The sequence below is a fragment of the Staphylococcus sp. GDX8P54P genome (genome assembly GCF_017893165.1).
GTDB classification, from domain to species: domain Bacteria; phylum Bacillota; class Bacilli; order Staphylococcales; family Staphylococcaceae; genus Staphylococcus; species Staphylococcus borealis.
Map to the genome: position 1 here is coordinate 1 of NZ_JAESMM010000012.1, position 23,658 is coordinate 23,658.

Below are 23,658 nucleotides of genomic sequence, written 5' to 3' on the forward strand. Positions count from 1 at the left end.
GTGAGTTCTTGAAAATATTAGAAATTGAAAATGTGTTTTAAAATTGAATCGTTTAGCTTAATGGAACAATGAGGATGGGACAAAAATAATATAATGAAGCTATTTTGCAAATTCGCAGTAGCTGACTGAACTGAGAAGGCGCTTAATTCAAGCTTTTCTCAGTTCTAGTCACCCTTGCGGGCGGGGCCCCAACAAAGAGAATTTCACTAAGAAATTCTACAAGCAAAGCAAGTTGGGAGTCGGGGCCCCAACACAAAAAATCACGAAAGTGATTTTACAAGCAAAGCAAGTTGGGAGTGGGACAACGAATTTAAAAAGAATTCTGTCCCACTCCCTTCTATTTTAAAGTCATATGAATACAGTATTCATGAATATAATCACGCCTTTGAAATTTAAATATATCATTCTCAACACTACATATAAAAAAAGCAGTGAACCTCGGCATTAGATTCACTGCTTTTTATTAAAACGTTTAAAGTAAGTTTGAAACTTTAACGTTAATCTTTTACGGGCATATAAAAGGGGAATAACTTGAAAATGACCAATCCTTTAAGAACGAAATATATGTGGGGGGAATTGTCTTATTCGGTATTGATAATCATTTTCAAATACTATTATACATTATTGATAATCATTGTCAATTATAATTGCGAAAAATTCTCAATTAAATTTGAGTATCTATTTACAATTTCAATCATTTATCTAATTTCAATCTCTGATGTGATAAAATGTAGGTTATGTTATGATAAAGTGCATTTGACTTAGTTCGAGCCAAAATGATTAATTTGATGATGAACTAGCAAATTTACAATAGATGACTGACTTTAGAAAGTATTTTAATTAAACTTTTCTCAATACTAGTCATTCTTGTGACGACTTCCCATCAAAGCGCATTTCTAGATGAGCAATGCAAGTTGGAAATCAGAACATTAGCATTTAGAATTCTGTCACGCTCACTTTTAAAACTAAGATTAATGCATCTAAAAAGAGGTGGAAATAAAAATGACCAACATTCTTATTGTTGAAGATGAACAGAACTTAGCTCGCTTCTTAGAACTAGAATTAACGCACGATAATTATAGTGTAGATATAGAATATGAAGGGCAATCAGGACTTGATAAAGCGTTAAGTAACAATTATGACTTAATCATATTAGACTTAATGTTACCAAATATAAATGGTTTAGAAATATGTCGTCGTGTGAGACAGGAACAATCAACACCAATCATTATTATTACAGCGAAGAGTGATACATATGATAAAGTGACTGGCTTAGATTATGGTGCTGATGATTATATTGTAAAGCCCTTTGAAATTGAAGAACTCTTTGCACGTATTCGAGCAGTATTACGCCGTCAACCTCAGAAAGATATTATTGATATTAATGGTATTAAAATAGATGTTGATGCGTTTAAAGTTACAATTAATGGCGAACAGTTAGATTTCACTAAGACTGAATACGATTTACTCTATTTGTTAGCAACTAACCGAAATCGTGTGTTACAAAGAGAGCAAATTTTAGATCATGTTTGGGGCTATGATAGTGAAGTCGAAACAAATGTCGTAGATGTCTATATTCGATATTTACGAAACAAACTTAAACCTTTTGATAAAGAAAAAACAATTGAAACCGTTCGCGGTGTCGGGTATGTGATTAGATGATTAAAAAAGGTACGTTAAAATATAAATGGATGATAATTACAACACTGATAATGTTTAGTACCATTATTCTTTTTTGTTTAGTTATCATATTCTTTTTAAAAGACACTTTAAGAGATGGAGAAATAGATGAAGCTGAACACAGTTCTAGTGATATCGTTAATTTAGTTGAATCTCGGTCAATGGATGACATCACAACGTTAGATTTGTCTGCTACTTTAGAGAACTTTGAAAAAGCGATTATTTACGACCGTAATGGTAAACAATTGATGCAATCTTCGAATGAAAATATGATTAATTTCAAACCTGAAGTGGACTTTGTTAATCCTGAAACAATTCAAATTACAAAGCATCATGGCGTGCCATATTTAATCATAACTGAGCCAATACATAGTGACCGTTTTGAAGGTTACAGTGTTTTAATACATTCACTTGAAGGCTACAACAATGTTGTTCGGTCATTGTATTTTGTGGCAATCGCATTTGGCTTATTAGCAACAATCATCATGGCAGGTATTAGTTATATCTTTTCAACGCAATTAACGAAGCCTTTAGTAACAATGTCAAATAAGATGATTCAAATACGTCGTGATGGCTTTCAAAATAAACTTGAGCTTAAGACAAACTATGAGGAAACTGATAATTTAATTGATACCTTTAATGATATGATGTATCAAATTGAAGAATCTTTTAATCAACAACGCCAATTTGTTGAAGATGCTTCTCATGAATTACGTACACCGCTTCAAATCATTCAAGGTCATTTAAATTTAATTCAACGTTGGGGCAAAAAAGATCCGGCCGTCCTTGAAGAATCTTTGAATATTTCACTTGAAGAAATGAACCGAATAACAAAACTAGTAGAAGAATTATTGTTACTAACTAAAGATAAAGTGAACAATCAAGCTTTAGAGTTTGAAGAAGTAAACATCAATGAGGAAATACGCTCACGTATTAAATCTTTAAAACAATTGCATCCAGATTATGAATTTGAAACACATTTGTCCAAGAAGCCATTAACATTACAAATCAACCGTCATCAATTTGAACAACTGTTACTGATTTTTATAGATAATGCGATGAAGTATGATAAAGATAATAAGCAAATCGAAATAGCGACGCAATTAAGAAATAAACAAATCAGTATTGAAATTACAGACCATGGCCTCGGCATTCCTAAAGAAGATCAAGAATTTATTTTTGACCGTTTTTATAGAGTGGATAAATCGCGAGCGAGAAGCCAAGGTGGTAATGGACTAGGTCTTTCAATTGCTGAGAAGATTGTTCAGCAGTATGGTGGTTACATTACGGTTGATAGTGAAGTAAACGAATACACAACGTTCAAAATTATATTCAAATAACGACATTAATTCAAAAGCCTGGGACAAGTACGATGTCTCAGGCTACAAATACATATTGGCAGTAGTTGACTGAGTTAAACATGCACTTACAACAACCATTTTTTAATTTTAGCCCACCTTGCCAGCGAAGCGCCCCAGCAAAGAGAATTTCATCAAGAAATTCTAAAAGCTAAGCAAGCCGGGAGAGGATCAGAAATCAATTTTCAAAACTTTATTTCTGATCCTCTCCCTTTTTCTTCTTGATCATCTATCTACACTAAGATTAACCAAACCTCATGTTCCAATTTCAATTCTACTTTTTTATCGTTTTCTCGTTAATCTTTACTTATAATTAGATAAATTTAGCGTACCTATTTTAGTTATTTTGTTTTTTCCATAATATTCTGTTAATGGACTTTATCAATGCTAGAAATAGTGCTATTATTGACCTGTAAGCGGTTTAACTATTTTGTGGAGGGTAATATTATGGCAAAGGATAACAAGGATGTTACAGAAGCTCCTGTAAACTTTGGCGCTAATCTAGGTCTAATGTTAGATTTATATGATGATTACTTACAAGACCCAAGTTCGGTTCCAGATGATTTACAAGTGCTTTTCAGCACAATAAAAAACGGCGAAGCTCACGTTGAAGCTAAGTCTACCACTGAAGGGAGTGGTTCATCAGCAGGCGACGGCACAATTAAACGTATTATGCGTTTAATTGATAATATTAGACAATACGGTCACCTTAAAGCTGATATTTACCCTGTTAACGCTCCAGAAAGAACCAATCTTCCTAAGTTAGAAATTGAAGAATTTAACTTAGATAAAGAAACATTGGAGAATGTCTCAGCAGATATCGTATCTGATCATTTCAAAGATATTTATGATAATGCATACGAGGCAATTCAACGAATGGAGAAACGTTATAAAGGGCCAATTGCTTTTGAATATAATCATATTAATAACAATAAAGAACGCACGTGGTTAAAACGTCGTATCGAAACACCTTATAGAGCGAACATCAATAATGACGAAAGAAAGCAATTATTCGATACTTTAGCGCATGTTGAAGGCTTTGAGAAGTATCTGCACAAAAACTTTGTTGGTGCTAAACGATTCTCAATTGAAGGTGTCGATACATTAGTACCAATGTTACAACATACATTAAAGCGTGCAGCTGAAGTTGACATTAATAACATTCAAATTGGTATGGCACACAGAGGTCGTTTAAATGTTTTAACTCACGTACTTGAAAAACCATACGAAATGATGATTTCTGAATTTATGCACACAGACCCAATGAAATTCTTACCTGAAGACGGCAGCCTTGAATTAACTGCTGGTTGGACAGGAGATGTAAAGTATCATTTAGGTGGTGTGAAGACAACTTCATCATACGGTATTGAACAACGTATTTCATTAGCTAATAACCCAAGTCACTTGGAAATCGTTGCGCCAGTTGTAATTGGTAAGACACGTGCATCACAAGATGATACACACCATGCTGGTAAACCAACAACAGACTTCCATAAAGGTATGCCTATTATTATACATGGGGATGCAGCATACCCAGGACAAGGTATTAACTTTGAAACAATGAATTTAAGTAACCTAAATGGTTATTCAACTGGTGGTGCATTACATATCATCACTAATAATAGAATTGGATTTACAACAGAACCAGTGGATGGTCGTTCAACAACGTATTCTACTGATATTGCAAAAGGGTATGATGTACCGATTTTGCATGTAAACGCAGACGATGTAGAAGCAACAATTGAAGCTATTGATATTGCAATGGAATTCCGCAAAGAATTTCATAAAGATTTTGTCATTGATTTAGTTGGTTATCGTCGATACGGGCATAATGAAATGGATGAACCTTCAATTACAAATCCACTTCCATACCAAAACATTCGCAAACATGATTCTGTTGAAATCATCTATGGTAATCAATTGGTAGCGGATGGCGTTATTTCTAAGGAACAAATGGATGACGTTATGGATAAAGTTCAAAAAGAAATGCGTGCTGCCCAAGATAAGATTGATAAATCAGATAAAATGGATAATCCAGATATGGAGAAACCTGAATCATTACTAGAACCATTGCAAAGTGATGATAAAGATTTCTCAATAGATCATCTCAAAGAAATCAATGATGCTATGCTTTCATATCCTGAAGATTTCCACATACTAAAAAAACTTAATAAAGTACTTGAAAAACGTCGAGAACCTTTTGAAAAAGAAAATGGTTTAGTTGATTGGGCTCAAGCAGAGCAACTTGCTTTTGCAACCATCGTTCAAGATGGCATTTCAGTTCGCCTAACTGGACAAGATAGTGAACGTGGTACATTCAGTCATAGACATGCTGTGCTACATGATGAAGAAAATGGTGATACTTATACTCCGTTGCATCATGTACCTAATCAAAAAGCGACATTTGAAGTGCACAACAGCCCATTATCTGAAGCTGCCGTGGTTGGTTTCGAGTATGGTTATAATGTTGAGAATAAAAATAGTATGAATATTTGGGAAGCGCAGTATGGAGACTTCTCAAATATGGCTCAAATGATGTTTGATAATTTCATGTCATCAGCTCGTGCGAAGTGGGGAGAACGAAGTGGCTTAACACTATTCTTACCGCACGCATTTGAAGGTCAAGGCCCTGAACACTCTTCAGCACGTTTAGAAAGATTTTTACAATTAGCTGCAGAGAATAACAGTACGGTCGTTAACTTATCAAGTTCAAGCAACTATTTCCATCTATTACGAGCACAAGCTAAAAGTTTGGGCACTGAAGCGATGAGACCTCTAATTGTAATGTCTCCGAAAAGTTTATTAAGAAATAAAACAGTGGCTAAGCCTATTGATCAATTCACTACAGGTGGCTTCAAACCAATTATTGTTGAGGATGGAAATAAAGACAAAGTGACTAAACTCGTACTAGCTTCAGGTAAAATGTTTATTGATTTAAAAGAACATTTAGCTAAAAATCCTGACGATTCAATTTTACTAGTTGCAGTTGAACGTTTATATCCATTCCCTGAAGGGGAAATTAAAGAAGTATTAAATGAATTACCAAATCTTGAGACTGTATCTTGGGTTCAAGAAGAACCTAAAAACCAAGGGGCTTGGTTGTTTGTTTATCCTTACTTAAAATCACTTGTAGGTAACCAATATAATTTAAGTTATCATGGTAGAATACAACGTGCAGCACCAGCTGAAGGTGATGGAGAAATTCATAAGCTTGTTCAAAATCAAATCATTGAAAGTAGCATTGAAAAATAACTAGGGGGAAATATTATGCCAGAGGTAAAAGTTCCAGAATTAGCAGAATCTATAACAGAGGGTACCATTGCAGAATGGTTAAAAAATGTGGGAGATAGCGTTGAAAAAGGCGAAGCTATTTTAGAATTAGAAACAGATAAAGTTAACGTTGAAGTAGTTTCTGAAGAAGAAGGTGTGCTTCAAGAACAGTTAGCTTCAGAAGGCGATACAGTAGAAGTTGGTCAAGTCATCGCTACGGTTGGTGAAGGTAGTGGAAATCCAACAGCAAGTAAATCAGAGCCGTCAGACGACGCTCAATCTAATAGTTCAGATGATAGCGGTAAGAAAGACGCACAACCAACTGAACCACAATCTAATAAAGAAGAGGAACCATCATCTTCTAACAATCAACGTATTAATGCGACACCATCAGCACGTCGTCATGCACGTGAAAATGGCGTGGATTTAAGTACTGTTTCTGGAAAAGGAAATGATGTTGTTCGTAAAGATGATGTTGAAAATAGCCAAAAATCAACTCAATCACAACCTTCTCAAGAAGCTAGCAAAAAAGAAGCACCTAAAAAAGCTTCAAGTGCGCCTAATAAACCAGTAATTAGAGAAAAAATGTCACGTAGAAAGAAAACAGCTGCTAAAAAATTATTAGAAGTATCTAATAATACAGCTATGCTAACGACGTTTAATGAAGTTGACATGACAAACGTAATGGAATTACGTAAGCGTAAAAAAGAACAATTTATTAAAGATCATGATGGTACAAAATTAGGATTCATGTCATTCTTCACTAAAGCCGCTGTCGCAGCATTGAAGAAATATCCAGAAGTAAATGCTGAAATTGATGGCGATGATATGATTACTAAACAATATTATGATATTGGTGTCGCTGTTTCTACTGATGATGGTCTATTAGTTCCATTCGTACGAGACTGTGATAAGAAAAACTTTGCAGAACTTGAAAGAGCGATTGCTGACCTAGCAGTTAAAGCGCGCGAGAAAAAACTCGGCCTAGATGATATGGTCAATGGTTCATTTACAATCACTAATGGTGGTGTATTTGGATCAATGATGAGCACACCTATTATCAACGGTAATCAAGCAGCAATTCTTGGTATGCACTCTATTATTACTCGACCAATTGCAATCGATAAAGATACTATTGAAAATAGACCTATGATGTACATTGCTTTAAGTTATGACCACAGAATTATTGATGGTAAAGAAGCAGTAGGATTCTTAAAAACGATAAAAGAATTGATCGAAAGCCCTGAAGACCTACTATTAGAAAGCTAATCATAACGGAAAATAACCTCAAACTAATATTGATAAGGCTGGGGCATCATTCCTAGCTAAATAAAGGCTGAGACATAAATAATATAATAATGCTATTTTGCAAATTCGCAGTAGCTGACTGAACTGAGAAGGCGCTTTAATCAAGCTTTTCTCAGTTCTAGTCATCCTTGCGGGAGTGGGACAACGAATTTAAAAAGAATTCTGTCCCACTCCCTTGTTTATTTACGATACTTCCTATTGGTAGCTCGCTAGTCCAATTTTCTATGTTTGAAAACTGTCTATTCGATATTTTCTATGTTGGGCCTCACACTAAACTCCGTTTCATGATCCATTTTAGAACTACTTAAGCCGGGTTAACCATTTTACAAAATTCACAGTAGCTGACTGTACTGAAAAGGCATTTGAACATACAACAACCTTAGAATCACTCATTATTAATAAGCAGTCGAAACTATGTTAATTTGTATCTTTAGGCTGTGTAAGTATGGCGTTAAATGGTAAATACTTCTGCTCACATATTTATCACACTCAAACTGCAAAATGTTGCGAATACAAATATAACCATGTAAAACGAACTATCGCAAAAATTCGAACAAACTAATATAACGATAATATTCCACTATAAATAGCCCCCCCTTCCTATTTGTCAAAGGATAGGGGAGTAGTTATATCTTTGTTTTATAGGATATTAAAATTATTTTATAAACAAACTTCAATAGAGTTTATATTTATGTAATACGTTTTTTGTACTTCTTAGAATTCGCCAATGCTTTATGTAGTTCATGATATAAATCGTATTTAAAATGCGTTATAATGAATAGGAAAAGACAAATATTAGGGGTGTCATTGCATGAGTGGACTTAGAAGTGTCACATTAGGGACAAGTGATCTTTCTAAAACAAACAAATTATTTAAAGATATTTTAGGACTTAATGTAGCAACTAAAAATAAAGCTTTACGTTTTGGTGATGCAGATTTAAGTCCAGGTACACGAATTCACTTTGTTGAAGTGCCAAATCCTGAATACCAAAACCAACATATCGCTAGTGTTGGTTTAAGAACACCATCTGATTCAGGTTTAGAAGAGTATCAAACCATTTTGAAAGATAATGATATTGAATTTGGTGAAGTAACTGAGTTAAATGGAAATAAACATTTTAGCTTCGAGGATAATAACGACCAAATTTTTGACATTTATTCAAATGAACTCAATACTGGCGTAGGTTTAGGTACACCTACTTTTGAAAGTACAGTAAACCCACTTCATCAAATCCAGGGTTTAGGACCTATCATTATTAAAGTTAATGAATTACCGGTTACCGCTTCTATCCTGACAAATGTGTTTAACCTAACGCATTATGCAGAATATGAATCGTCAGCTATTCCTGAAACAATGATTCAAGTGTTTCAAATTGGAGAAGGCGGTTTAGGTGGCGAAATTCATTTATATCAACCTAAAGATCCTATTGAACTTAAAGAAGAAGGTATTGTTGAACAAGTTGAGTTTAGTGCAAACTCTCAAGAGGCATTCGCACATGCGCAAAAGGAATTAGATGATATTGGAATTCCTTATCAAACGTTAGATCAAGGCGATGCTCAGTCATTACGCATTACCGAGAATAGTGGCATCTCGTTTATTTACACATTAGAAAAGTAATACAAAGACAATATGGAGGATTTAAATTTATGGCTATGTTACATGAAACTTGGAAAACACGTACACCAATTAAAAAGGTAGAAGTTATCAATACTGATGCAAAAAAATTCACAGTATCTGATATGTTAACAGTTGGTAAACAATATGATGTGATTAATGAAACCGAAGAATACTATCAAATTATTGATAATTCTGGTTTAGTTGGTGGTTATTACAAATCATATTTTAAAGAAATTTAGTATAAATCGTTATGTATGTTCATGATTAAATTAAGACTTAGGGGTTAACTTTGGATTTTAGATGATGTATAGGTTGTGCTAAACAATACATTACTTTCATCCAATTTAATCTCTTAGTCTATTTTTCATTTTAAAGAAGGAGCGTAAGTAATCAAAATGATTAAAAATCAATATATCAATTCAGATGAGTCAGTATTCAATGATGCTAAAGCTTTATTTAGTTTAAATAAGAACATTTTACTAAAAGGACCTACAGGATCGGGTAAAACAAAATTAGCCGAAACACTTAGTGCTACTGTAGATACACCAATGCATCAAGTTAACTGTTCTGTAGATTTAGATGCTGAAAGTTTACTCGGATTCAAAACAATTAAAACTAATGATCAAGGGCAACAAGAAATTGTGTTTATCGATGGTCCCGTTATTAAAGCCATGCGTGAAGGTCATATTCTTTATATCGATGAAATTAATATGGCTAAACCTGAAACATTGCCAATTCTCAATGGTGTGCTAGATTATCGACGTCAACTTACTAATCCATTTACTGGTGAAGTGATTAAAGCTGCGCCTGGATTCAATGTCATCGCCGCAATTAACGAAGGGTATGTAGGTACACTTCCTATGAATGAAGCCCTAAAAAACCGTTTTGTCGTCATTCAAGTAGATTACATTGATGGTGATATACTTAAGGACGTTATTAAACAGCAAAGCCAACTTCAAGATGATGCAATTATTGAGCAAATCATTAAATTTAATGAAGATTTGCGCACCATGTCTAAACAGGGACAAATTTCTGAAGAAGCAGCAAGTATTAGGGCATTAATTGACTTAAGTGATTTAATTACTGTCATGCCAATCGAACGTGCGATTCAACGTACGATTATTGATAAATTAGAAGATGAGCGTGAACAACAAGCAATCAAAAATGCGATTGAATTAAACTTTTAGAGAGGGATTATTATGAGCGATCGTTTTATCAAATTTAATGATGAGCAATTAGATGCTAAGCAAGTTATGATGTTGCAAGACTTAGCACGCTTACTTCTCAAAAATGAACAAACACAAGTTAAAATTCAAAAATTCCCTTATTATGATCCAATCAACAACACATTGATTACAAGTTGGTTCTGGTCGCACCGTCCCGACCATATAGAGAAAGCTGGACTTAAAACAGATGTCATGCTTGCCGCTTACGGATATCAAATGATGGATGAAACTATTGTTAATAATGTACTTCATGATGATGAATTTGCACATCCGAAGTTCTATCAACAACTTTTTAGATTACTTGAAGATATGCGTGTGTTTAATCATATTCGTATTGCACGTCCTAGCACAGCTAAATTAATAGATTTACGTTTACAAACGCGATTGTCTTATACGGAGTCTCAAATCAAATTTTATAAGACTAAAACAGTATATACTGACTTGCTATTTTTATATTTAGAAAAAGCATTTCTAAGCCAAAACTTCTATGATATTCCAACCATAGATTCACAATTAGATGATATTTTAAATTCAATGTTTCTGTACTTACCTAACTTTTTCCAAAATGAAACATCAGAAGATAATATGTACTTAGCACAACGCATCATGTTTCAAATCGATGATATATTAAACAAAGATATGTTAAACGAATATTATCATCTTCCTCGTAGGGTATATGAAGCAATCCACGAAATGTCATTTGATGAGTTGAAACGAACGGATGCAAGTAACGTCGACGGTAAAGATAATACATCTGAAGATACAGATGCAGAAACTGCTGAAGCTGAAACAAAAGCTCAAGATAGCAAATCAGAAGGCGGCGCATATCTTGAAATGGAACTTCATGAGGGTGAAAATAGTGAGGTTATGAGTGATAATGATACTGCACGTGAAGGTGATTCCACAGACGACATGACGGATATGATGACTAAAAAAGGGCGTGGTTCAGAAAATACACTGAACAACGATGAAGGCGGGTTTATTGGCGAGAACGCTTCATTTGCACTTAAAGGAATTAACGAAAATGTTGAAATCAAATGGAATGTGCCTGATATTGAACCTGATTTCTTGCCAGCATATCAAGATGTTAAAAATGATGTTCAATTCGAAACGAAAGATTTAATTCAAATTATTAAAAAAACGATTGATCGAGAACATGTAGATGAGCGTCACAATTTAACTAAAGGTCGTTTACAACGAGATTTAACTAATTGGTTTATCGATGACCAATATAAATTATTTTATAAGAAACAAGATTTAAGTAAGACGTTCGATGCTACTTTCACATTACTAATTGATGTGTCTGCAAGTATGTTCGATAAGATGGAGGAAACAATCAAGGGTGTTGTGCTTTTCCATGAAACGCTTAAAGCATTAAATGTTAAGCATGAAATACTGGCATTCAATGAAGACGCATTTGATTCTGATGATCGTAAACAGCCTAACATCATTGATGAAATTGTTCATTACGATTATTCAACTATGGAAAAAAGCGGGCCACGAATTATGTCGTTACATCCGCAAGACGATAACCGTGACGGTGTAGCCATACGTATTGCTAGCGAACGTTTACTAAGAAGAAGTCATAATCAACGTTTTCTAATCGTCTTTTCTGATGGAGAACCTTCAGCTTACAATTATGCGCAAGATGGTATTTTAGACACGTATGAAGGCGTAGAAATGGCACGTAAATATGGTATTGAAGTATTTAATGTGTTCTTGAGTCAAGATGTTATTACAGAAGACATTGAGCAAACTATTCACAATATTTATGGACAATATGCCTTATTTGTTGAAGGCGTAGAAAATCTTCCAAGCCATCTATCACCATTACTCAAAAAACTACTACTAAAATCATTTTAAATTTTTGTATAAATATAGCTTTAAATATATATCAACTTTTCAAATTTTCTGAAATCACATAGACTTGCAATTCCTTTTTATGCTAGAATGTTTAATATTGCAAACATACACATAAAAAGGAGCAATTCTATGAATAAGAATACTTGGATTGTAGGATTTACGTTATTCGCTATGTTTTTCGGCGCAGGTAATCTTATTTTTCCACCAAATTTAGGTCAAGATAGTGGTCATTTCTTTTGGCCCGCTGTGATCGCATTTTGTTTAACAGGCATTGGCTTACCGTTACTAGGCGTTATTGTAGGCGCTTTAGACAAACAAGGCTACGTAGGTTCTTTAAACAAAATATCACCTAAATTTTCAATTATATTTTTAATTATTATATATTTAACAATCGGACCTCTGTTTGCAATTCCGCGTACAGCTTCAACTTCATTCGAGATGACTGTCACACCAATTGCTCATACAAATAGTAACCTTATACTATTCATATTTACGTTGATTTATTTCCTAATCGTTCTTTACCTTTGTATTAATCCAGGTAAAATTGTAGATCGTATCGGATCATTGTTAACGCCACTATTGTTGATAACAATTTTAGCCATGATTATTAAAGGTTTCGTCGATTATAGTGGTAATACGCCATCTCATGGAAATCAAGTTGATTATAGTTCAGCTATCGGAAGTTTTTCGAAAGGCTTTACAGAAGGTTATTTAACGATGGATGCAATTGCAGCAATTGCTTTCTCAATGATCGTAGTGAATGCAATAAAAGCAACAGGGGTAAAACATGCAGATCAAATATTTAAACAAACCGTAATGTCAGGTTTGATTGCTGCTGTAGCACTCATCTTCATATACGTGTCATTAGGATTTATAGGTAATCATATGAACGTAGACAATGAAACACTTAAAAATTTAACTGCTAAAGATCAAAATGTAGGAGCCTACTTATTAACAACAATGGCAGCAAGTGGTTTTGGTGTCTTTGGCAAATATTTATTAGGTATTATTGTTGCATTAGCTTGTTTGACAACTGCTTGTGGCTTAATAGTGGCTGTAAGTCAGTATTTCAATAGAATATTCCCTAAAGTTTCGTATAAAGCTTATACAATATTCTTTACTTTAATTAGTTTTATATTGTCCAATTTAGGTTTAAATGCAGTAATATCCATGTCTGTTCCTGTATTGAGTATTATTTATCCAGTTGCAATAACTGTGGTATTACTTATCTTACTTGCAAGATTTATACCAACTAAGCGAATTGCTCAACAAATACCAATTGTTGTCATTAGTATCGTTTCTATTTTGAGCGTTATTAGTTCTAACGGTTGGGTGAAGATGTCATTTATGGATGCTTTACCATTAAAGCAATATTCATTAGAGTGGTTCCCAATAGCAGTGATTGCTACCATTATTGGTTATATAGTCGCTAAGTTTGTAAAACAGGGTTATATTATTTATCAAAAAGAATAGTTCCTTACCAAAAATTTACAACACGTTGAAGACATTAAAAAGCACATCAGACTCAAATTGAGTTGTGATGTGCTTTTGTTTATATGCTATTCTTTCTTCATAGAAAGTAAGTGTTGTTTTAATTCATCTTCTAAACCAACGAGTTCTTTTTCTGCTTCTTTACGTTTTTGGCGACCATTTTGTTGAATTTGAAGTGTTTGTTCTATCGTTTCGATAATATCGCTTTGTGTCGATTTAAGTGTTTCAATATCAACAATACCGCGCTCATTTTCAGTAGCAGTTTCAATAGCGTTTTGTTTTAACATCGCCGCATTTTGCGTAAGCAAATCATTGGTTGTATCAGTTACTGCACGTTGTGCAGACACTGCATTACGTTGTCTCATCAATGTAAGGGCAATCGCCATTTGATTTTTCCAAAGTGGAATACTTGTAAGAATAGAACTTTGAATTTTCTCAGCTAAAGCCTGATTCACATTTTGAATCATACGGATTTGTGGTGCAGTTTGTATTGCAATTTGACGAGATAATTGTAAATCATAAATGCGTTTATCTAAACGATCAACAAATTGTTCCATATCCGCGACAGCTTGGATATCCATTTGATTGCCACTTTGATGCGCATTTGCTTGTAATTTTGGAATATCTTCAGCTTGTATTTCATGTTTTTTTCTTTTAGCAGCAGCAATATATAAATTAACATCATCAAAGTAATCTTTATTTTGTTGGTATAAACCATCTAATAATTTAATGTCTTTAGATAGATTATTTTTGTGTCTATCAAGCTGAATTGTAATTCTATCAATTTGCGCACTAACAGATTGCATTCTTGAAAATACTTCATTAATAGAAGCTTTCGTACGTTTAAATAAACGTTTCAACTTAGATTGTTTCTCTGGATTTAATTCATCAGGGTTGACGGCTTTTAGTTTTGACATTAGCTGATTAAGTGAATCCCCAACAGGTCCAATATCTTTTGTCTGCACTTCATCCAACATTTTATGCGAGAATTGAGACATGTTTTCTTGTAAATGAGTACCATAAGTTAGTAACCCATCATTATCTAAAGGTTTAATTTGTTGACTAATAGTTTCAATCTTTTGTAGTTCTTTATCAGTAAATTGTTGATGAAAATCGTCTAAAACTGTATTATCATGTGCTAGGTTAATGTTGTTTTCATTATTTAAATTATTAAACTGTTGTTGTTCTATATAATCATCTAATGGATGTGCGTTGTTAAATTGTTCATCTCGAGACATTTAAGTAAATCGCTCCATTTCTTTATTCTATTTATCTTTATGACGTGTTTGTTCCAATTTATTAAGTTGCATTTCAACATCTAGACGTTCGTAATCATCTTCATTGATTCTCTTCAAATCAGCAATTAGTGTACGTTTCACTTCATCTAGCGTGATACGTGTTTGTTCTAATTTTTGCTTTTCTTCAACTGATTTTTTTGGCATTTTAGCCAGTCGAGTATACGACTCAATTAAATTTAAAGCATTGTCTATATGTGAATAAAAGAAACTTTCAACTTTAAAGAACATTGCTGGTCGTTGTTTAACAGCAAAGTGAATAGACTTTGATATTCTATAGATATCATTTATTTGTCTAAAATCCTGAATAGATCTTACATTAATAAATGACTTCAATATAGTACGTATCTTGTCTTGGGTTTGCTTTAAATGGTTTCTCACGTAATAATAGTCTCTTCGTGAAAGGCCAATTTCTGTTAAATACTTCTTTGACGTAAGTCGTTGAGTAGGGAAGTAGGACACAAAAAACATCCCAATTCCTATTAAACCATCAATAATGAATGATAAATCAAAGCCAAAAACGCTGATCAACCATGACACTATTGCTACTGGAACCCCCACAATCACGCCAAAAAGTCGAGAAATATTGTATCTCAAATGACATCTTCCTTTTTATATTTAAATCGATTTAAAGTCTGTAAAATCTTCACTCAAATTAGTTTCTTCAAGTTCATAGTGTGTAACATGTGAAGCAGGTGATGCACCATTGATCACAGCATTAATAAACTGATCAATATTATCGTCATTACCTATTGCATATATTTCAACATAATCATCTACATTCTGAACTGTACCTTTAACATGATATTTGATTGCTAATCTTTGCGTATAATATCGAAAACCTACACCTTGAACAGTTCCAAACACTTGTAAATGCTTTTGCTTCATAGTATCACCTCTTACACTTATTATACGTAGTTTTATACTAAAAAACTAATATTTACTATTGAATCAAGAGGCTATCAGTCAAAAGTATGAGCCGTTATATTTTTAATTCAGATATAAAATAGTTAAAATAAGTATTATAGGTTAATTGAGAGGGGATTTATATATGTGGACAGTTACCAAGATCAGAGCTGACTACGAGGGATGGTGGTTATTTAGTGACTGGACAGATAAAATTGTTGAACAACATCAATTTTCAACGTATGCTGAAATGATTGATTACTATAAAAATATAATTGCAAAAAGTAAAAATGATTATGATAATTATGTTGTTGGTAAATACAATATTCATGCATTTTATAACAACTGTGATTTAAACTTTTGTGAAGATTGTGAAGAAGACTTACAAATATTTTATAGTTTTATTGTATTAAATAATAAAGAAGTATATTATAATCTACCAAAAATTAATTAAAAGATAATTTTCTATAATTGTATTGCAATTTGGTAAGAACTAACATATAATTACTACTAAGCAATGGTTTTATTCCATATTGCAAAGAATATCTGTAAGAGTTATTTATAGCGTTTCGTTATTCATACATAATTGTCACATGTATTTTTTGTAATATGCGAATAATGCATATTGAAAGAATTTAGTCTTGGAGGTTTCAGAATTATGAAACAAGGTACAGTTAAATGGTTTAACGCTGAAAAAGGTTTTGGTTTTATCGAAGTTGAAGGTGAAAACGACGTATTCGTACACTTCTCAGCAATTAACCAAGATGGTTACAAATCATTAGAAGAAGGTCAATCAGTTGAATTTGAAGTAGTTGAAGGCGACCGCGGTCCTCAAGCTGCAAACGTTGTAAAACTATAATAAATAGATTGTAAAATATTGACTTTAGTAACACCTTACCAAGATGTAAGGTGTTTTTTATTTTAAGGGCTCTTCGTCAAATCGGACTGATGAGTCCTAATATTGAGATTAAGCAACCTTAGGTTGTTTAATCTCTTTTTTTGTTGTTGAGGCAAATAGTCGCGAAGTTATTATAGAGCCTTTTTATTTTAAGTTAATAATGGCTTTAGAAAAGGATTGTACGAAAAATGAGTTTACCTTTTATTGAATGGTGCAAAATAAAATATTGTTTTTTATTGTATAAATATATTATTATTAAACTGATAAGTAGGAGAAAGGAGAGATGATTATGTTAAAACTTTTAGATATTTTCCAATTCTCAATTGGTAGATTTTATATCGGCTATCGTGGCCGTCATATTAAATGGTAATATCAATCTTAAAAAATCGAAGAATAATTTGTATATTTGCAATTATTTGTATAATACTCAGTAGTTCAATGATGCTAAATTTATTAATAGGCTTAACTGCTTATCTAATAAAATCAGAATTTTTAGAGTTTATAGTTTTATTGTTAAGTATTAACATCTGTTTTTTAATAATACCTACTTATCTTTCTTCAATTTTTTCTTATAAATTCGATCCATACTCAATGTATAAATTTTCAAATATATTAATTTACACAATTATTTTTATTTTAGTGTTTTATTTTTTTGATGATTTTTAAATTAACATTATTTTATTTAACAATTGCAATGGGAGAAGAATATTTATTTAGAGAAGTTGTTTATAAAATCCTATTAAATAATTTTAGTTTTATCAATTCAATTATTATAGGTTCTTTATTGTTTTCTTTGTTATTACATTTAAATGAGTCAATAATAACAAATTTATTAATTAGATTCCCATCTAGTATTTTATTATATTTATTAAGATATGCTTTTGGTCTTAGGGCATCTATAAGTGTTCATTGGATTTATAATATTTTAGTTTCAAAAGTAATAGGGTGATTGTATGAAATTAGCACTTATTTCGATTTTAGTAAATTGTATTTTTTATATTTATTTAGCTTATTTGGGCTTAGATATAAATTTATTTTTATCAACTGTTTTAACTATTATTATTCCTTGCTTAATTTCTTCAATAGCAATAATCTTTGTTAAACCATCAATATTACATGTGTTAATCACTGTTGCATTTAATGTTTTTTATTATATAATTTACAGTTTATATATTATGAATTTAGATGGTTATTTAGAATATGTTTCTAAATATAATATTGATAATAATGATATAAATATACAAGTGTCACCAAATATGTTAGAAATCTCTCAAGTAATTTTTTAATATTGGCTTATTTAATACCTCAACTATTCATAATATTTATTAAATTTAAAAAAGGGGAGAAACATGTTAGAATTTAAAGATATTTCAAAAAAATATCATAAAAAAGCAATTTTAGAAAATATAAATTTCAAAATATGTAAAGGGGAAAAAGTCGGTTTGCTTGGTACTAATGGGGCAGGTAAAACTACTTTAATGAAGCTAATTGCTAAATCTCAGTTGCCTACCCAAGGTCATATTTTTTATAATGGCATTGATATAAATAGTAAAGATAACGTTTTAAATGATTTTGCATTTATGATTAATCAAATCTATTTCCCTGAAATTAGCGCTAGAAAAAATTTAGAATATTACTTAGAAATTAATAATAAAAAAGAATATTCTAAAGATATAAGTAAAATTTTAAATCTAGTTGCTCTAGAAGATAACTCGAAGAAAGTAAAATACTTTTCATATGGTATGAAACAGCGATTATGTTTGGCGTTATGTTTAATAATCAAACCAAAAGTTGCTATTTTAGATGAACCATTTTTAGGTTTAGATCCTATTGGAGTACAAAAATTAATAACAATCATCGAACAATTTTCTAAAGAGAATGACACAATTTTTTTAATATCTAGTCATCAATTAAAAGAATTAGAAGGATTGTGCACAAGGTTTTTATTATTAAATAAACGAAAGATTACAGAAATAGATGTTAAAGAACAAAACAATATTATAAAAATGAAATTTAAAAAAACAATTAACAATATTGACAATTTACTTTCTAAGTACTCATTTATTGAAAAAATCGACTTAAATATTGTCACTATAAAAAATGAGAACGATAACTTGTCTAAATTACTTGTAGAGTTAAGGGATAATTCTTTATTAGAAGTTATACATAACTCACATGATTTAGAATCATATTTTTATCAAGAGTAGGTATTTCAAATGTTTAAATTTATATTCATGTATGTTTTTAAGATACGTGCCACATGGTTACTTTTAATTTTAGGTCTCTATCCTTTATTAATATTTTTAGCACAATTTTTAAATAGTAATTTCTTATCACTCTCAGCTAGTCAAGCTGGTAGTGTAAGCTTTTTGGAAACCTTTATTGCGATATATGATACCCAGCAAAAGTCAATGCTATCATTAATAATAGTTGCTTATTTAGCATCAATATTATTCTATAATGAAATTAGTACTAGTCGTCTTCTTTTTTTCAAAGATCAGAATAGAAATAAAATTTTTAATAATAAGTTTTTATCAATCATTATTGTTTATATTACTTTTCTAATTATATTGTGTGTATCCTCAATAATTGTTTATTTATATTTTGTGAATAATCATGATTATTCATCACATTCTTTATTATTAAAAGATACTAAATATAATCATTATCTAATGACAAATTTGATGGGCTTATTTTTTACCGATGCTATTTTAATATTTTTATCACTTATTGCATCTATACGTTTCAATACTGGAGTAACTATTATTACTTTAATTACAGGATTTATTCTCATAAAAGTTACAGACAGTATTGATAAAATTAAGATTTTCCCTTCTAATTTTATCAAATTAGATAGTAATATTAGCTTTTCGCAAAATTTATTAATAATGAGTGTAATTACTTTAGTATACATAATAGTTATATATCTTGTATCAAAACTTATATTTAAAAAATTACAATATTAATATATATATAATAGAATTAATTATTAAGATATTAAAAACCTACGTAGACTTTATAAGTTTTGCTACGTAGGTTTTAAGTTTAAATTTTTCTTTTAACATTCTTTAGAATTATTTTTTTAAATTGGTAATTGTTATTTAGTATCGTTAATAATCAATTGACGTAATGATTGGCGTTTAATAACTTCACGTGCTTTACCATCTTTTAAGAAAAACACTGGTGGTTTCTGCATTTGATTGTAATTAGAAGCCATTGAGTAATGATATGCTCCTGTAGAAAGAATCGCTAGGTAATCACCACGTTGAACAGAAGAAGGGAGTTTCGCATTGCGAATAATAATATCGCCTGATTCACATAATTTACCAGCAATCGTTACCGTATCATCAGCTTCTTCATGACGATTCACTAATAACGCTTGATATTTCGCATCGTATAAAGCTGTTCTAATATGATCACTCATACCGCCATCAATCGATACATATTTATTCACATTAGGAATTTCTTTAATTGTGCCAACTTCATATAATGTTATACCAGCTTCACCAACGATTGAACGACCAGGTTCAATACCTATTTCTGGCACTTCATAATTTAAACGTTCAGTTTCCGCTTTAATTGCGTTAGTTATTTCTGCGATGCCTTCCTCAATAGGGAAGCTAACATCACCTTCAATATATTTAATACCAAAACCTCCACCGATATTAAGCAGTTCAATTTTAATATCATTGTCAGATAACCAATTTAGTACTATTTTAGCAGTTTCAATCATTGCTTCAGTACCCTCGATTTGAGAACCGATATGGAAGTGAACGCCTTTTAAATGTAGACGTTTTGAATCACGCACTTTATTAACCGCTTCGATAGCCAAACCATGTCGAATAGATAAACCAAATTTACTATCTTCTTGTCCAGTTTGAATAAACTCATGTGTATGCGCTTCAACACCTGGATTAACACGTATAACTACATTCACCGAATCACTTGCGTATTTATCGATTAATTCAATTTCTTCAAGTGAATCGATGACGAAGTAACCAACGCCATTTTCTAGAGCATATTGAATCTCATGTTTTGTTTTATTGTTACCATGGAAGTGAATTTTACTAGGATCAAATTTCGCCTCTAATGCAGTATATAATTCACCCTCAGATACTACATCTAATTGTAAATCCTCTTCTTGTACTAATTTAACCATTTGTATACAAGTGAAAGCTTTAGATGCATAAGAAATATTATATTTCAAACCGCTTTCTTGAAAAGCTTTATGGTATCTACGCATTTGATTGCGGATTTCATCTTCATCATAAACAATAGTAGGGGTACCAAAGCTTTGAGCAAGCGTCTTTAAACTTGTACCTGCCATTGTTAATTCACCATAATCATTATATTTTACTGCCATTTTATCTATACTCCTTTATGAGAGAATCATGATTCATCGCACTAAGTTGTTCTGAGTTAGCGCCTACACCTTTGAATGTATATTCATCAATGCGTATATCGTCATTATATAATATCACTTCATCTTGTGCATCGACTTCATCATCGACTTCCACAAACATATGACTCATCATTAATGCACGAATAGGGTAACGCTTACCATTAATTAATGCGTCATGTTTAGCTCTCGATTTAAGGATACCATCACCATAACCGATGTCTACAACTGCTAATCGTGTGTGATCACGAGACGCTTCGAATGCGAAACTATACCCACAATAATCTCCAGCATTGACTTCACGCACTTGAATCACATTACCTTTAACAGTCAGTGATTGCTTAATAATCTGTGTGTCTAATCGGCTATAAGGACGAGAACCATATAACGCGATGCCTACACGTGCATGGGTATGTTGCGGTAATAGTATTTGACCTTCACGATAATAGCTTGCACTATTTTGCGCATGAATGAAATCAAATTGATAACCCTCTTTTAACAATGCATTCACCACATTTATCCAAGCCTCTCGTTCTACACCATACTCTGGAACATCAAATTCATCCGCATAACCAAAGTGGGTCCATACGCCACTAATAATCATTTTATCTTCATTTGTATTCGCTAGATGGTCTTCAATAACTTCTTTAATTTCTTCTAATGTTTTGAATCCAGAACGGTGAAGTAAATTCTCATATTCGAGATGCACTTTGATACCACTTAAATCATTCTTATATTTATAATAGTACGCTAATGACGGTAAGGTCATTTGAATTTGATATTTTCTTACTTTTTCAAAATCATAAACTGCGTTCATCAAGAATATCGTGGCATCAGGTGCTAATTCGCGTACTTTAATGGCTTCTTTCAAAGAAGTAGTGCTAAATGTATGGATTCCTGCTTTTAAAAAAGAGGTAACAGCAAACGCCAAACCATAATGATAAGCGTTGTTCTTCACTACAGCCATTATTGAATTATCATTTTTAACTTGAATAGCATTTTGTAAAAACGCTTCTTTATCGACGGACCATATTGCTGTCAATGTGAATTACTCCTCTCCATAATGCATTAACAATTGTTCATAATAATTTGCCACATCAATTAATACTTTTTCATCAAAATTTAAATGAGAGGTATGAAGGCCAGTTACAAAACCTTTGTCTTCGTTTCGTGTACCTACGAATGCAAAGTAAGCAGGCGCAAGTTGTTGGCCATAGAAACTAAAGTCTTCACCAAATAAGAAAGGTAGGGGCTTATCTATTACTTCTAGATTCGCAGCATTAATTGCTTGTTCTACACTTGCACGTAGTTTAGGACTGTTCATCGTAGGAGGATAGCCTTCTTCAAATTTCACTTCACATTCTACGTTAAATAATAAACTTACACTTTCAGCAATTTTATGCATTTGAGTTTTAACTACATTCAAATCATTAGGGTCATACGTTCTAATTGTACCTTCTAAATATCCGTGGCTAGCTACTGTATTTATTGCCTCACCAGCTTCAAAATGTCCCATATGAACAATGTTTCGTTTCAATCCGTTAAGATGATACTGCTGTATCTGACCAACTTGATTTAGAACATGTAATAGCGCTTCGCCACAAGAATGACCTTGTTCTTTATCCGCAACATGACTAGATAGCCCTTTTAAAAAGAAACGATACTCAGTTGCACTGGCTGTAATTTCTTCATCGCGGATTACAACTTGTCCTTCATCTGCAAATGGATTAACATGAATGCCAAAAACGGCTTCTATTGGATAATTATTAAACGCGCCTGCTTTAATTAAGCGATTCGCACCGCCACCAGTTTCTTCAGCAGGTTGGAATATAAATACAACATTATGCGGTAGTGTCCCATTATCAAACATCTCTTTACAACGTTTAACAAATAACATTAATGCCGTTGTATGACCGTCATGGCCGCACGCATGCATCACATTGTCTGTTTGACTACGATAGTCAACATCATTTTCTTCAAAAATAGGTAACGCATCAATATCTGCTCGAAATGCAACGGTATGATCACTATTACCTTTTAAATAAGCAATTGCACCTGTTTCAAGCGGTCTCTCATAAGAAACCCCTAAGTCATCTAAAAAATGTGTAATGTATTCTGTTGTCTCAAACTCATGTAGACTTAATTCTGGATGTTGATGTAAATGTCTTCTATGTTTCGTTACAAACTCTAATTCGCTCATCATATCATTCCTTTGTTTACTATATTCGTCTTATCATTATTGTAACTTATTTCATCTTTTTATGTATGGTGTGATTGTAATTTAAAATATGATTAAAGTGTGAGAATAGAGAAAGAATAACGCGTCATACTAGCGCGTCATCACTC

The 23,658-nt window shown here is 32.2% G+C and carries 20 protein-coding genes and 2 pseudogenes; 16 read left to right on the top strand and 6 right to left on the bottom strand.

Going from position 1 to position 23,658, the window contains the following annotated elements; translation table 11 throughout:
• Window positions 1–537 precede the first annotated feature (537 nt).
• The 10 genes and pseudogenes from KA909_RS13485 to brnQ3 all read left to right on the top strand — a co-directional run.
• Window positions 538–644: pseudogene (locus KA909_RS13485) on the top strand (hypothetical protein); the annotation flags it as partial.
• Window positions 645–1,002: 358 nt separating this feature from the next.
• Entirely contained in the window at window positions 1,003–1,662 is a 660-nt protein-coding gene (locus tag KA909_RS06035; RefSeq protein WP_053030862.1) for a response regulator transcription factor, read from the top strand.
• On the top strand, window positions 1,659–3,020 hold the full coding sequence (locus KA909_RS06040; RefSeq protein ID WP_075108486.1) for a HAMP domain-containing sensor histidine kinase: 1,362 nt from the start codon (window positions 1,659–1,661) through the stop codon (window positions 3,018–3,020). Before KA909_RS06035 ends, KA909_RS06040 begins: the two co-directional genes overlap by 4 nt.
• Window positions 3,021–3,485: 465 nt before the next feature.
• A pseudogene (locus KA909_RS06045) lies at window positions 3,486–6,294 on the top strand (2-oxoglutarate dehydrogenase E1 component).
• An 11-nt stretch (window positions 6,295–6,305) separates the two neighbouring features.
• Complete coding sequence (gene sucB, locus KA909_RS06050; protein ID WP_193839347.1) at window positions 6,306–7,577, top strand: dihydrolipoyllysine-residue succinyltransferase; 1,272 nt, start codon at window positions 6,306–6,308, stop codon at window positions 7,575–7,577.
• Window positions 7,578–8,427: 850 nt separating this feature from the next.
• Window positions 8,428–9,234: a VOC family protein gene (locus KA909_RS06055; RefSeq protein WP_075108483.1), complete on the top strand. Its 807-nt coding sequence runs from the start codon at window positions 8,428–8,430 to the stop codon at window positions 9,232–9,234.
• A 35-nt stretch (window positions 9,235–9,269) separates the two neighbouring features.
• Window positions 9,270–9,473, top strand: a complete 204-nt coding sequence (locus KA909_RS06060) for a DUF6501 family protein (protein ID WP_075108497.1) — start codon at window positions 9,270–9,272, stop codon at window positions 9,471–9,473.
• Window positions 9,474–9,629: 156 nt separating this feature from the next.
• The gene (locus tag KA909_RS06065; protein WP_053030879.1) at window positions 9,630–10,421 is read left to right on the top strand and encodes an ATP-binding protein; all 792 of its coding nucleotides are present in this window, start codon (window positions 9,630–9,632) and stop codon (window positions 10,419–10,421) included.
• 12 nt (window positions 10,422–10,433) lie between these two features.
• On the top strand, window positions 10,434–12,323 hold the full coding sequence (locus KA909_RS06070; protein WP_193839348.1) for a vWA domain-containing protein: 1,890 nt from the start codon (window positions 10,434–10,436) through the stop codon (window positions 12,321–12,323).
• Between the two features lie 129 nt (window positions 12,324–12,452).
• Window positions 12,453–13,796, top strand: a complete 1,344-nt coding sequence (gene brnQ3, locus KA909_RS06075; protein ID WP_210130046.1) for a branched-chain amino acid-like transporter carrier protein BrnQ3 — start codon at window positions 12,453–12,455, stop codon at window positions 13,794–13,796.
• An 86-nt stretch (window positions 13,797–13,882) separates the two neighbouring features.
• Here the strand turns inward: brnQ3 and KA909_RS06080 are convergent, their stop codons facing one another.
• The 3 genes from KA909_RS06080 to KA909_RS06090 are packed head-to-tail and all read right to left on the bottom strand — an operon-like array spanning window position 13,883 to window position 15,997.
• Window positions 13,883–15,052, bottom strand: a complete 1,170-nt coding sequence (locus KA909_RS06080) for a toxic anion resistance protein (RefSeq protein WP_193839349.1) — start codon at window positions 15,050–15,052, stop codon at window positions 13,883–13,885.
• A 27-nt stretch (window positions 15,053–15,079) separates the two neighbouring features.
• Window positions 15,080–15,706 (bottom strand): 5-bromo-4-chloroindolyl phosphate hydrolysis family protein, encoded by a 627-nt coding sequence (locus KA909_RS06085; RefSeq protein WP_053030888.1) that lies wholly within the window; start codon window positions 15,704–15,706, stop codon window positions 15,080–15,082.
• Between the two features lie 21 nt (window positions 15,707–15,727).
• Window positions 15,728–15,997 carry an acylphosphatase gene (locus tag KA909_RS06090; protein ID WP_053030890.1) on the bottom strand — a complete coding sequence of 90 codons (270 nt, stop codon included), beginning with the start codon at window positions 15,995–15,997 and terminating at the stop codon, window positions 15,728–15,730.
• 163 nt (window positions 15,998–16,160) lie between these two features.
• Here KA909_RS06090 and msaA point away from each other — a divergent pair, with 163 nt between their 5' ends.
• The 6 genes from msaA to KA909_RS06120 all read left to right on the top strand — a co-directional run bounded on the left by msaA (window position 16,161) and on the right by KA909_RS06120 (window position 19,879).
• On the top strand, window positions 16,161–16,469 hold the full coding sequence (gene msaA / locus KA909_RS06095) for a regulatory protein MsaA (RefSeq protein ID WP_070855609.1): 309 nt from the start codon (window positions 16,161–16,163) through the stop codon (window positions 16,467–16,469).
• 204 nt (window positions 16,470–16,673) lie between these two features.
• On the top strand, window positions 16,674–16,874 hold the full coding sequence (gene cspA / locus KA909_RS06100; RefSeq protein ID WP_002433901.1) for a cold shock protein CspA: 201 nt from the start codon (window positions 16,674–16,676) through the stop codon (window positions 16,872–16,874).
• A 733-nt stretch (window positions 16,875–17,607) separates the two neighbouring features.
• The gene (locus KA909_RS13490; RefSeq protein ID WP_228480716.1) at window positions 17,608–17,862 is read left to right on the top strand and encodes a CPBP family glutamic-type intramembrane protease; all 255 of its coding nucleotides are present in this window, start codon (window positions 17,608–17,610) and stop codon (window positions 17,860–17,862) included.
• A gap of 4 nt (window positions 17,863–17,866) precedes the next feature.
• Window positions 17,867–18,199, top strand: coding sequence for an Msa family membrane protein (locus tag KA909_RS06110; RefSeq protein WP_193839350.1), 333 nt, complete (start codon window positions 17,867–17,869; stop codon window positions 18,197–18,199).
• A 63-nt stretch (window positions 18,200–18,262) separates the two neighbouring features.
• Window positions 18,263–19,120, top strand: a complete 858-nt coding sequence (locus KA909_RS06115) for an ABC transporter ATP-binding protein (RefSeq protein ID WP_075108475.1) — start codon at window positions 18,263–18,265, stop codon at window positions 19,118–19,120.
• A 9-nt stretch (window positions 19,121–19,129) separates the two neighbouring features.
• Entirely contained in the window at window positions 19,130–19,879 is a 750-nt protein-coding gene (locus tag KA909_RS06120; RefSeq protein ID WP_075108474.1) for a hypothetical protein, read from the top strand.
• A 131-nt stretch (window positions 19,880–20,010) separates the two neighbouring features.
• On the opposite strand, the gene lysA is transcribed toward KA909_RS06120, so the two are convergent.
• Genes lysA through KA909_RS06135 form a run of 3 tightly spaced genes read right to left on the bottom strand, consistent with a single transcriptional unit; the run spans window position 20,011 to window position 23,512 of the window.
• Window positions 20,011–21,276: a diaminopimelate decarboxylase gene (gene lysA, locus KA909_RS06125; protein WP_193839352.1), complete on the bottom strand. Its 1,266-nt coding sequence runs from the start codon at window positions 21,274–21,276 to the stop codon at window positions 20,011–20,013.
• Between the two features lies 1 nt (window position 21,277).
• Window positions 21,278–22,354, bottom strand: coding sequence for an alanine racemase (locus KA909_RS06130; RefSeq protein ID WP_193839353.1), 1,077 nt, complete (start codon window positions 22,352–22,354; stop codon window positions 21,278–21,280).
• Window positions 22,355–22,360: 6 nt separating this feature from the next.
• Complete coding sequence (locus KA909_RS06135; protein WP_075108471.1) at window positions 22,361–23,512, bottom strand: amidohydrolase; 1,152 nt, start codon at window positions 23,510–23,512, stop codon at window positions 22,361–22,363.
• Between the last annotated feature and the right edge of the window lie 146 nt (window positions 23,513–23,658).